This is a genomic window from Psychrobacter sp. Arc9, assembly GCF_041431295.1.
GTDB lineage: Bacteria > Pseudomonadota > Gammaproteobacteria > Pseudomonadales > Moraxellaceae > Psychrobacter.
This window is the reverse complement of the sequence record NZ_JASMRK010000021.1, coordinates 38,658-50,895: the sequence shown is the minus strand read 5'-3', so window position 1 is coordinate 50,895 and position 12,238 is coordinate 38,658. Positions and strand designations below refer to the sequence as shown.

Here is a 12,238-nt window from a genome sequence, read left to right as displayed (position 1 = left end):
AATGTCAGATTGAGTAGTCATTGCTTATTCTCCTGTTAGTGGATTATAAGCAGTTACACACTTTTTAGGAAAGGCTCTATTAATTATATAGACAAAATATAAAAATAATTTGGTACTTCTAGTTCTTAATCATGACGTACCAAATTATCTGTATTAGAACTTACTACACTATGAAAAACTCTTATCTATATATGAGTATCTTTAGGTAAAAATATCAAAGATCACTTGTTTTGATAGCATCTTTGCTCTCAAAGTCAGCCAACATTTCTGTGATTAGTTGATCTTTTTGATGCCATATCTGTTCTACCCAATCAAACATCTGTGCTTTTATCGCTTCATCTGTTTCATAGCCACCGTTTTTGATCGCCGTAAACAGGTCTTTGGGTATCTCAATATGTCGTACATCGACACCTAAACGCTTGATATTGCCTTTCCATAGATCACTATAAGTGGGAACACCGTCAGGGTAGACAATCGTCATGTCCAAAATCCCATCAATCTCTTCCCCTAATGCACTCATAGCCAGTGATAACCCGCCAGCGCGTGGCTTAAGTAAATGCGTATATGGGGATTTTTGTTTATCATGTTTGCTAGGAGTGAAGCGAGTCCCTTCTAGATAGTTCAATAGTGTAAAAGGCTTGTCCTTGAGCAATGCACATGCTCGTTTCGCTTCTTCGATATCCTTACCCTTTAGAGCAGGGTTTTTGGCGATGGCTTCTTTAGAGTGTCGACGCATCATAGGAAAGTCGAGAAAGTAGAAAGCTTGACCAATGACAGGAATATATATGAGCTCAAACTTGGTAAAAAAGCGCGTCAATGGCAAGCGTTTTTCGCTGATATATTGCACGATACTGGTATCAACCCAAGACTGATGATTGCTAACCAGTAGATACTTACCGTTGGTATGCACATCATCAGGTAAGTTAATGCGCCAATCTTTGCGTGGTAATACGTTGTCGATCAATGCGTTATTGCTATTGATCCAATAGTTCGTCACGTCGATAACGGCTTTGTCAGCGATGGCAGCACCGGTGATAGCCTTGGTAGCACCCATTACCCAGACAGGTAAACCAGCTAACATACTATTAAAAGTGATAACGCTGGTTGCTGTCGTCAGTGAGGCAGCTTTGCCCAATTTTGGAGCGCGTTCATGTAATTTTTGAACGATTGATTTCAATCGCATATCGAATCCTTTTACTCATACCTATGATGAGATATTGATAATGTTGCTGCATGATTTTAGCAGAAATTAATCTCAGTGTACGAGTGTTAACAACAAATAATAAACAGCATTGGTGAATTAGAACGTACAATTATATCAAGATTTTGCCAAAGCGAAATACGAACCAGACCATAAACACAGTCTGTTTTATTTATAAAAACTAACCGATGAAAAAAGAAATATAGCTTGCTCAAAGGTAAAATGTTTGTAGATGATATTTTGAGTTCAAATATAGCCCTTATATGCTGGCTAGTCTATGAATTTTGTACAGAACCTCTTTTTATAGATTCACAGTGCTACTCGCACATTAGTACTGAGCAAATACTAAGGAAGTTAGATATGAAGCGACTACGTTTGATAGCAGATAGGTTATCAATAAATAAAAAAAGGGCGTATCAAGAATTATCTCAATACGCCCTTTGCAATTTAACTGGTTAGATATTAATCAGCCAAATAATCGAGTGAATCAACACTCTATATTTACTATATCAATTAGCCGTGCATACCACGGATAGGGTAGTTGTTTTCTGGGTTTCTAACAAAAGCCAAACCATTTGCCAAGGCTTCAAGATCTGGTCTAGAGAACGGTGCGTTCGAGATATCAACGATATGTACTTTTCCTTCAGCATTGATAACGAATACAGCAGGTTCAGCGAAAGGATGATCAGTTTCTTTTTCTGAACGTGGGTCAGAGATATATAGACCTAGCGTATTCATCTGTTCGATAGTCAGACCATAAGCCATAGGGAAGCTAACATCTATTTGATCTAGATGACCTTCTAACTGCTCTTTGCTGTCTGCAGATACTGCGATGATATCGACACCAACGTCATAGAAAGACTGTTTTACTGTCTCTAAGGTATTTAGATATTTTGTGCAAATTGGGCAATGCTTACCGCGGTATACAACGACCAGTTTCCAATCATGACCGTTTTCAGGTTTGCCTAATGAAGTCATTTCACCATTTAATACTTGTACTTCCATTTCAGGAAACGTAGTACCGGCCTGAATTTTTTGAGCATAATCTGTTGACATAGTTTTTATCCTTTTTGATAGTATTTTTGTGGTTAGTTGGTATTTAACAGCCTTACAGTAGCAGTCTTAAGTGCAAAAGTATTGGATGTTTACAGTAGTTCCAAGTAGTAATAGGAAAAGTTAACATTACCTTTAAAATTGCTCAATAAGACTACTTAAGTAGGCTAGGGCATATCATCAATTAGCACATTGAAACATTTAGTGGTCTTAAAATGGCTAAATTTTGTCAAACATCGTCAGAAATCTTGTCAATATGTTCATATTTGCGGCGAGTTCTTCCTTGTTTGACTGCAATTTTTCTCATTTTGAGCCTCACAATCTAAATGATGACACGCCCTAGTAAGTCATAGACAAAGCGTCTACTTTTTCGCTTCTTCAGTTGTCTGAGCGTCTAATTTATCTTGAGTTTTTAGCTCAAAATCTGAGGCGTCATGACGTTCGTGTAATTGCTCAGCAGGTTCACCCCAAGTGCGGTTTACCTTTCGACCACGTTGCACAGCAGGACGCTCTAAAATCTCAGTTGCCCAGCGGCGTACATTTGGATAGCTCTCAACTTGTAGGAACTCTCCTGCATTGTATGCTTCACCTAGTATTAGATTGCCATACCAAGGCCAAGTGGCGATATCTGCAATCGTATACTCATCGCCGCCTAGATAGCGATTTTCTGCAAGCTCTCGTTCTAGTACATCTAATTGGCGTTTTACTTCCATCGTAAATCGATTGATAGGGTACTCAAATTTTTCTGGTGCATAAAAGTAGAAATGTCCAAAACCGCCGCCCAAGTAAGGAGCAGAGCCTTGTAACCAGAAGAGCCAATTCATGACTTCAGTGCGTGCTGCTGCATCTTTAGGCAGTAGTTTTCCGAATTTTTCGGCAAGATAAAACAAAATAGCGCCACTCTCAAACACACGGCTACCAGTTTCTGTATCCAAAAGTACAGGAATTTTTGAGTTTGGATTTAGCGCAACGAAACCTGATGAGAACTGTCCGCCTTCACCAATTTGAATCAGGTGCGCGTCGTACTCAGCTTCTGTCACACCCAACGCCAATAACTCTTCGACCATAATGGTGACTTTTTGACCGTTAGGGGTACCCATTGAGTAAATCTGCAACGGATGTTTGCCGCGAGGTAGTTCTGCTTCATGCGTTGGGCCAGCGATAGGGCGGTTGACACTTGCCCACTTACCGCCGCTTTCTGCATCCCATGTCCAGACGCTGGGTGGCTCGTAATGATTAGAGTTTGACATAATGATGATACCTTTTTATATACTGTGCTCAGTAGGGTGTAATTGGTAAATCAGATCCAGTTTATTGTTTTTATTCTGGCATGTCTGCTAGTTGCTTTAAGATGTTTTTGTAGTTGTCTACACCTTGCGCGCCGCTCACCAGATGCCGACCGTTGAAGATAACGGATGGTACGCTTTGAACACCTTGCTGCTTTGAATGCTGTACGGCTTCACGTATCACATTGGCAAAGCGTTGATCTGCGATAACGGCGAGTGCTTCATTACGATCTAGTCCAATATCTGCTGCGACATCTGCCAGTACGGTACTGTCAGCCACGTTTTTATTATCAACGAAGTGTGCAACGAATAATGCTTGTTTTAGGTCGTGCATACGTCCTTGCTGATCAGCCCAATGCAGCAACTGATGCGCATTAAAAGTATTGTAGGTACGGAAATCATCGGTAAACTGAAAATTAAATCCAGCTTCTGCACCTGCTGCTGTCATTCTAGCTCGGCTCTCTTTAACGTCTTCAGCAGTTGTACCGTACTTCTCCATAATATGCTCACGATAGTTTCGTCCTCCGTGCGGCGTATTAGGATTTAGTTCAAATGGATGCCAATGAATCTCGTGCGGCGTGTTGGTTTGTTTTAATGCCTCGGCCAATTGGCTATAACCGATAGCGCACCAAGGGCATACAACGTCTGACACGATGTCTATTTGTAAGGGTTTTTTTGCCTGTTCCATAGGATCTCTCATTAGCGATAAATTAAAATGAAAAACTGCTGCCCGAAGATGTTTCGAACAACAGTATGAAAACATCAAATGGACTGTGTCAGCGTTAGCCGAAAAACGTATTAGTCAGCTTTATGCCATTCAAATTTCTGAAATGGTTTGTCGACTGGTGTGTTAGCTAGGTGGTTCGTATAGTTGCTCATGACCTTTTGAGCAGCACCAAGAATAACTTCAAGAATTTGACGCTTGGTGTAGCCTGCATCTAAAAACGCTTGAACCGCGCTGTCATCAACGTTACCACGATTACGGACTACAGATAGTGTGAAGGTACGCAATGCTTCCAATTTTTCAGTTGGTAGTGGCGTTTCATCACGTAATGCATCAGTGATAGCGTCATCTACTTTCATGCTCTTAGCAATACCAGTATGCGCAGGCACACAGTAATGGCAAGCATGCTCAACGTTGATAGTTTGCCATACCACAGTGGTTTCTTCGTCATCAAAGCTACTGTCTAAAAACAGTTGATGTAGCTGTTGGTAGCCTTCGAGCAAGCCAGGTGCTTCAGCCATCACGGCGTGTAGGTTAGGTACCATACCAAATGCTTTGATAGAAGAATCAAGTAAGTCTTTGCTTTCTGCTGGGGCTGTGTCTTTATCGTGTAGAGTAAATTCGGTCATAATATAATTCCTGATAATAGGTTTAAGATTTAGTGTGTTTTAGAGTTTTCATGCCCGCTTCAAAGCAGTCGCTGATTTACATTTAATTATTGGCTTGAGTAATTACTCAAAATTAGCAACTTTGTTTAGCAAGCGAGTCAATAGAGACTACTATAAATGATATTGAGCAGTCGCTCAATAATTATTTGAGTAATCGTTCAAGTAAATTGTAATGGATCAATTACATTCCTCTGCGTAATTCATATTATTCTATTAATATCAGTAGCTTAAGAAGGCAACACTGTGTAAGTAGTGAGGCAGAAATAATAGTAATAAAGCGATTGTTAGTGTTAATAACATTATTTTCTCTAGTATTACGACAAAGCTTATTGAAATGATTGAGTGAATCGAGATTAATGAACTTCTGTCATCTCATGTAGCACGAATGATTCAACTGCGCCTTCTGTTGAGGCAGAGAAGTCTTTTAAGTGTTGGTTTTCCATATGGATTTGCCATAGCTCGCGCGTAGCCCAGCTTTCATGAAACATAAAGTGAGTGGGTTTCTCATTATCTTGGAACAAATCATAACGAATACAGCCTTCTTCGCTGCGAGTAGCTGGTATGAGTTTTTCGAGCTCAGCTTTTACGAGAGCGATGCTATCGTCCTTTGCTGTTATATGGGCGATGACGGTTAATGTAGTCATTTCTAATCCTTTGAGTTGGTGGGATGGTTAGACAAGTTGTGAGGATGGCTGTTGGCAAAAGAGTCTATATGCGAACAGAGTTATATCGACACTGTGTTTATTATATCAATATATAACATTACTTGAACGACCGTTCATTTGTGGTTATAGTGTATATCAGACAATAAAAATGTGCTTCAAACTTCGACGTCTATTTTTGTTCTCTCATTACAGCTCTTATAGTCATTAGTATAGTCACTAGATTTGATAGTCATCAAACGACTGTCTTCATATAATAGGATAAAGTTATGCTTAAATTTTATTTTCATCAAACGCCAAACCCAATGAAAGTAGCATTGTTTCTTGAAGAAACTGGGCTGCCTTATGAACTTGTTGCAGTAGATACGCTAAAAGGTGAGCAGCATACACCTGAGTACCGTGCTATCAACCCAAACGGCAAAACACCTGCCCTAGAAGATGATGGCAAACGCGTGTTTGATTCTACGGCTATCTTGATGTATCTTTCTGAAAAAACAGGCAAGCTGGCAGGACAGCCAGAAGATCGTAGCGAGATGCTATCGTGGCTAATGTTTGTAGCATCTGGATTGGGCCCTTTTTCTGGTCAATCTGTTCACTTTAGACATAAAGCGCCAGAAAAAATCCCATATGCCATTAATCGCTACCTTCGTGAGGCTGAGCGTCATTATGAAGTGCTAGATACGCACCTAGAAGGCCGTGAATATATGGTTGGTGATAGCTACTCAATCGCTGATATTTCTACTTGGGGCTGGATTGATAAGGCGACAGTTGTACTAAGCGAAGGCGGCTTGGATAATTATCCGAATCTAAAGCGCTGGTTTGATAGCATTAATGCTCGTCCAGCGGTACAAAAAGCCCGTGACATTCCTAAAGGTATTGATTTCAAAACTGAGTTTGACGACGTTGCTGCACGCGCGCTTTATCCGCAAAACTTTGATAAAAATAGTTAATCGAAGCAAAGAGACTCAATAAGTCTTATAATATAAAAAGTGATTAAAACCAGTAACTAAGGTTGATTCTACAAACTTTGCCTTAAAATAGATTTTAATGACTATGTGCAGAATTCCTCTACCTTTAAAGTAGAGGGATGAGTATATCATTATTTTTTAGTATAGCTTAAGATGTTATCATACCTTATGCCCAAACAAATCTTAAAAGCTTATAAAGTGAGATTATATCCAAATGACGAACAGCAAGTATTCTTTGCTAAATCATTTGGATGTACCCGCTTTATTTGGAATAAGATGTTGTCTGATAAGGTTAATCATTATAAAGCAAATAAAACGATTCTAAACAACACCCCTGCTCAGTATAAAAAAGAGTTTGAATGGCTCAAAGAAGTAGATAGCTTAGCGTTAGCTAACGTGCAGCAGAACCTTCGCAGCGCCTATAAAAAGTTTTTCGAACAAGGCACAGGCTTCCCTAAATTCAAGAAAAAAGGTATCAAAGACAGCTACACCACTAACAACCAAAAAGGGACGGTTGCACTCACATATAACAGTGTCAAACTCCCTAAAATTGGTCATATCAAAGCAAAAATACATCGCCGCATTAATGGGCTTATTAAAAGTGCCACTATCAGCGCAACTCCATCTGGTAAGTACTTTGTCAGCCTATTGGTTGAAACAGTAGTGGAGCCGCTACCAAAGACTTATTCTAATATAGGCATTGATTTAGGATTGACCAACTTTATTGTCTTATCAGACAGTACTAAAGTTGCTAATCCTAGGTTTCTATCGAAGCTGAAAGACAAGCTTGCGCGTGAGCAAAAGATTTTAGCCAAACGTAGAGAGGTTGCTAAAGCTCAGCAGCGTAAGCTGTCAGACAGTCGTAATTATCAAAAGCAAAAAGTTAAAGTCGCGAAGATTTACGAAAAAATAACCAACCAGCGTCTTGATTTTCTACATAAACTCTCATTCAATATCATCAAAAACCACGATGTCATTGCTATAGAGGACTTGAACATTAAAGGGATGGTTAAAAACAGAAAGCTTGCCAAAGCTATTAACGATAGTTCATGGTCAGTCTTTACAATTATGCTTGCTTATAAAGCAGAATGGTATGACAAAGCGCTTGTGAGAATAGACCAATGGTATCCGTCATCTAAAACATGCTCAGGCTGTGATTATGTCCTTGGCAAAGATGACCTTAAACTCAGCGATAGATTATGGGACTGCCCAAGGTGTCTACAGACCCATGATCGAGACATCAATGCCAGCATCAATATCTTAAATCAAGGATTGATATTGGTTAAACAATCAAAAACTGTCGGTGCGATAGGGTTAGCTTAGTAAATTCGCTTAACCGCTGATACAGAATAGCGTATTAAGTAAGAGCGTTACCTAAGAAACCTCTACCTATAAGCAAGGTAGTGGATAGTTCATGGCAAAGTTATTAAGGTGAAAATTATGAGTGCTCCGATAAAGTTCAATCGTGAGGATGTGATCGAAAAAGCAAAAAACCTCTATTGGGAAAAAGGCTATCACGCGACATCAATGCGCAATTTGCAAGATGTGGTGAATATGCATCCAGGTAGTATTTATGCAGCTTTCGGTAGTAAAGATAAACTATTTACAGAGTCACTGAATCGCTATGCTGCAGATGGTGCCAAGAGATTGGCCGACTGTATTGAGCAAAAAGACACAGTGCTAGATGGCTTAAAACATTTTATCCATACGGTGATTGTCTGTAATAGTGCTACTGCGCCTAGCGGTATGTGCATGATCGTCAAGACAGTCGCTGAGCTTACTCAAAATGATAGTCCAGATTTGCTCGCACATGCAACGAATATCTTAGAAGGTATAGAGGCATCGTTTGCTGTGCTCTTTGGACAAGCCATTGATAGCGGTGAGATTAGCGCAGAAAAAGATCCCGTTGAGCTGGCGCGTTATTTCCAAATTCAAATTATAGGTCTCAGGACTTATGCGCAAGTCACTAACGACAATGATGCAGTAGAAAAATATATCGATGATATTTTTAAAAATATCGTATAGCAAAGTTGTATAATCTGATTATGACAGCTCGTATATTTTGTCGTTGACCAATCATCATAGTATTACTAAAAACCCTGATTGCTAGTACATTAGCAATCAGGGTTTTTGTTATCTATTACTGTGCTTTCGGATTGTCATTGATGAATTTCAGTAGAAGCTCAGCCAACGTTTCACCTTGGTCTTCTTGTAGGAAATGACCACCGTTAGTGATAGTCGTATGATTTTGGCCTTTGGTACCAGGAATTAGCTTTTGCATGATGCGATCGCCGCCCCCAGTTACAGGGTCGGAATCACTAAACAGTGTAATAAATGGCTTGCTCCATTTGCTTAGCACGACCCAAGCTGCACGGTTGTTTTCTGAAGCAGGATCATCTGGTGTCGTGGGCACTAGGATAGGAAACTGTCTAGCACCTTCTTTATAGGACTCATCAGGGAAGGGTGCATCGTAAGCATCCAGTACGGCTTGAGACAATGTCGTTGTGGTGCCGCTTTTGATGGTGCCTGCTACATTGAACTGCGGCGTCTCCTGAGAGAACTTCTGCCACTTGCGAAAACCTTCGCCAGGATCATGATCTCCAGTCGGTAGCATCGTGTTGCCTGCTGCGACGCGATCGAATTTATCAGGATGCGCTGCTACTAAGCGTAGGCCGATTAAACCGCCCCAATCTTGACAAAACAGTGTGATATTTTTTAAATCTAATTGATCAAGTACCGATTGCATCCAATCGACATGGCGCTGATAAGTGTAATCAGTACGCGATGCAGGTTTGTCTGAACGTCCAAAACCAGGAAGGTCTGGCGCGATAACGCGGTGTCCTGCTGCTGTTAGTATTGGAATGACTTTACGATACAGATACGCCCAAGAAGGTTCGCCATGTAATAACAAGATAGGGTCGGCATCGCTTGGGCCTTCATCAAGGTAGTGTACGCGCAGCTCGCCACCCTCTGTATCATCGACCATCAAATAATTCGGTTCAAAATCGTAATCTTGCAAGTTAGCAAAATACGAATCAGGCGTCCTGAGTTTTTTCATATATCATCCTTGGTTTAGAAAAATAACAGTGCATTCTGGCACTGGTGTTAGACAATCTATTAAAGGTGGGTCTCTTAGTGCTACTCGACTATCACTGGTAATCCTAGCGATAAGGCTATCTGCCTATAGTTTATATTGATTAAACGTTCAAAATGAAAACTATACCCTACATGCATTCGTTGCTGCAAACATTAATAGTGGATGCGTCAGTAGCATCCACTATATATAGGATAAGTTTTGATAAGGGTAGGTTTTGAGTTTCATTTTATAAGGCTAAACTAATCGTGACGCCAGTAGACCTTTACCACGACATCGGTACGACTTAGTCCAAGTAGGTCTTTCAGTAATGGGCGCAATGCTTTGGCAGTATTTGCTTCTAGTGCTCCCCAAATTTTATCAATTTGTAGAGGGTTATTAGTCAAATAGTCGCCTAACTCTCTGTCGATTAGCGTGGCTAAATCTGCCCCTGAGTTAACCTGATTGGTCACTATAGGCAATATGGTAAAGTGGTCGTTACCATTGTTTTCAGTATCGCAATCAATGCCACTGCGCATTTTTACAGTATCAAAATAGCTTTGATCGCCTGCATCTTGCGTCACACAAACGACCAATGGTGGCGTAGGGTTGTTCCATAGCTCCAGCAGTCGTGCTGCCGTTGGCATCGAGGTCTCATCGACAATCAGTACCGCTTGACCGTTTCGTAAGTGCTCTACCTTTTCTGGAAACTCTCGTTTTGTAACGACGGTCTCGCCCGCTTGTAGTGCTGCTGCCCAGTTGCCACCTGGTGTATCTCCATGCAAAAAAACATCGACCCATGCTCGTATTCCATTATCAGCTTGCCATGCTTTTCTCAAAGTGTAATAGCAGTGAGGACGAGCAGGGCGTACGTTTTCCTTATTGCTATCATTAGTTTTATAGTCACTAGCTTTATTGCCATCAGTGCTGTCAGTCATCAATGCATCGGTCATTGCATTGTGCTCTAAATCAAACAAGTAAGCGTAACCCGCTTCGTTGGTAGGTACTGACGTCGAGCTTGTGACGCCCTTAGCATTACTTAACTGAGCGGTATTATTTAATGGCGTATCACTATTTAATGACGGCATGCTCAATTCAAGGCGCAGCATATTTTTGCTGACTCTATAACTACTTTGCACATCAAATACTTGCTTGGTCAGTTTGATTGTTTTTTTGCCTAGCTTTTTATCTGCTCTTTGTTTTAGCAAGATATATTGGGCTTGCAAATCATCAAGCTGGGAGATAGGTGCAGCAAAAGCGATAAAGAAAGTCTGGTTATGAAGCGAGTTATTTTGAGCGTCAGTTGATTGATTCTCTACGCCTTTTGGACAAGTCTGTATGGCAATACCTTCAGCATAAATATCAGTTATTTGGGCATCGACCAGATCCGATTCGGCGGTAGATAATGAGGTAAATGCACTCAAAAATCCAAGCAGTTCGTCGAGGTGCTCTTCATTAATATGAGCGACCACACTTGCTATTTCAGGATCGTTTAGAGAAGTGTATTGGCTGTTTTGGTTATCAGTGTTTTCTGTAGTAGCTAAAAGAAGGTTGGTCATATAAATACTCGCAATCAACAGAGCGTTGAAATTAAAGTGAATGAGTTTATAGTTAATGATAATTGTTTTTGTTATCATTTACGAGTAAAATCAATTTTTATTGTGGTTTGATCGTCAAAAATTGGTCTACAACCGATGGCCGATGAACCATCATTTTTATGACATATTATTTTTATCAACAATGAGTGCTTATATGCTACGTGCAAACCAGCTGACTATCAGCCGTCAAGGAAATACTCTATTAGACAACGTGACTTGTGAGATTGATACCAATCAACTGGTGGCTTTGGTTGGGCATAATGGGTCTGGCAAGTCGACTTTGATCAAGGCGCTAGCGGGTGAGATGGCAAGTAGTAGCGGCAATGTCACTTTAGATGAGCACAGTATCAATGACTACGGCAGTAAGGAGTTAGCGCGGCAAATGGCATATTTGCCGCAGCAATTGCCAGAAGCTGCTGGATTCACGGTGCGTGAGCTAGTCATGCTAGGGCGCTATCCCCATCAAAAATGGCTGCAAAAGCCAACTCAAATAGATAAAGACAAAGTCGCGCAAGCATTAAAAGTGACTCAAACCGAAGCGTTTGCTGATCGAATTACTGCCACACTATCAGGTGGTGAGCGCGCTCGTGCGTGGCTTGCGATGTGTCTGGCACAAGATACCCGTTACCTATTGCTCGATGAGCCACTTGCTGCGCTTGATATGCATTATCAAATCGAGGTCATTCAGCTAATTCGTCGTTTGGTGGATGAGCAAGGCTTGAGCGTGGTAATTATTATCCATGATATTAATTTGGCAGCGCAATATGCCGATCGAGTCATCGCGCTGAAAAATGGCCAAATATGTCACAATGGCGATATCGCCAGTACCATGCAACCTACCGTGCTACACGATATCTTTAATGTCGATATGCAGTTGCTCAGTCATCCTATTACTGGACAGCCTGTCGCAGTCGCTTAACGTTTGGTTTCTGCTCCTTCTTTCTTTTTAATTCGCCTACAAAGATACGCTTCTATGCCTCCCGTTTTTTATATAGATAAATTATC

Annotated in this window: 12 protein-coding genes; 4 read left to right on the top strand and 8 right to left on the bottom strand. The window is 40.8% G+C overall.

The genetic code is table 11. The annotated features are described in order from the left end of the window. Nucleotides 1-214 precede the first annotated feature (214 nt). The 6 genes from QO187_RS10755 to QO187_RS10730 all read right to left on the bottom strand — a co-directional run bounded on the left by QO187_RS10755 (nt 215) and on the right by QO187_RS10730 (nt 5,576). Nucleotides 215-1,183, bottom strand: coding sequence for an acyltransferase (locus QO187_RS10755; protein WP_102094444.1), 969 nt, complete (start codon nt 1,181-1,183; stop codon nt 215-217). A gap of 531 nt (nt 1,184-1,714) precedes the next feature. Continuing rightward, entirely contained in the window at nt 1,715-2,257 is a 543-nt protein-coding gene (locus QO187_RS10750; protein WP_101205252.1) for a peroxiredoxin-like family protein, read from the bottom strand. A gap of 359 nt (nt 2,258-2,616) precedes the next feature. Beyond that, nucleotides 2,617-3,504, bottom strand: a complete 888-nt coding sequence (gene yghU / locus QO187_RS10745) for a glutathione-dependent disulfide-bond oxidoreductase (RefSeq protein ID WP_102094445.1) — start codon at nt 3,502-3,504, stop codon at nt 2,617-2,619. 70 nt (nt 3,505-3,574) lie between these two features. Then, nucleotides 3,575-4,228, bottom strand: coding sequence for a DsbA family protein (locus tag QO187_RS10740; RefSeq protein ID WP_102094446.1), 654 nt, complete (start codon nt 4,226-4,228; stop codon nt 3,575-3,577). 110 nt (nt 4,229-4,338) lie between these two features. Beyond that, nucleotides 4,339-4,893, bottom strand: a complete 555-nt coding sequence (locus QO187_RS10735; RefSeq protein WP_101205249.1) for a carboxymuconolactone decarboxylase family protein — start codon at nt 4,891-4,893, stop codon at nt 4,339-4,341. A 392-nt stretch (nt 4,894-5,285) separates the two neighbouring features. Further along, a complete protein-coding gene (locus tag QO187_RS10730; protein ID WP_102094447.1) occupies nt 5,286-5,576 on the bottom strand; it encodes a putative quinol monooxygenase in 291 nt (96 codons plus the stop codon). A 287-nt stretch (nt 5,577-5,863) separates the two neighbouring features. On the opposite strand from QO187_RS10730, the gene QO187_RS10725 reads away from it, so the two are divergent. The 3 genes from QO187_RS10725 (at nt 5,864) to QO187_RS10715 (ending at nt 8,587) form a co-directional block, all read left to right on the top strand. Continuing rightward, nucleotides 5,864-6,544, top strand: a complete 681-nt coding sequence (locus tag QO187_RS10725) for a glutathione S-transferase family protein (RefSeq protein WP_101205248.1) — start codon at nt 5,864-5,866, stop codon at nt 6,542-6,544. Between the two features lie 186 nt (nt 6,545-6,730). Further along, entirely contained in the window at nt 6,731-7,885 is a 1,155-nt protein-coding gene (tnpB, locus tag QO187_RS10720; RefSeq protein WP_102094448.1) for an IS200/IS605 family element RNA-guided endonuclease TnpB, read from the top strand. 117 nt (nt 7,886-8,002) lie between these two features. Next, nucleotides 8,003-8,587, top strand: a complete 585-nt coding sequence (locus tag QO187_RS10715; RefSeq protein WP_101205246.1) for a TetR/AcrR family transcriptional regulator — start codon at nt 8,003-8,005, stop codon at nt 8,585-8,587. 115 nt (nt 8,588-8,702) lie between these two features. Here QO187_RS10715 and QO187_RS10710 read toward each other — a convergent pair whose 3' ends face one another. Together QO187_RS10710 and QO187_RS10705 are read right to left on the bottom strand one after the other, a co-directional pair. Then, nucleotides 8,703-9,620 (bottom strand): haloalkane dehalogenase, encoded by a 918-nt coding sequence (locus tag QO187_RS10710; protein ID WP_102094449.1) that lies wholly within the window; start codon nt 9,618-9,620, stop codon nt 8,703-8,705. A 278-nt stretch (nt 9,621-9,898) separates the two neighbouring features. After that, nucleotides 9,899-11,194 (bottom strand): siderophore-interacting protein, encoded by a 1,296-nt coding sequence (locus QO187_RS10705; RefSeq protein ID WP_185156650.1) that lies wholly within the window; start codon nt 11,192-11,194, stop codon nt 9,899-9,901. 193 nt (nt 11,195-11,387) lie between these two features. On the opposite strand from QO187_RS10705, the gene QO187_RS10700 reads away from it, so the two are divergent. Beyond that, entirely contained in the window at nt 11,388-12,152 is a 765-nt protein-coding gene (locus tag QO187_RS10700) for an ABC transporter ATP-binding protein (protein ID WP_101205244.1), read from the top strand. Nucleotides 12,153-12,238 lie beyond the last annotated feature (86 nt).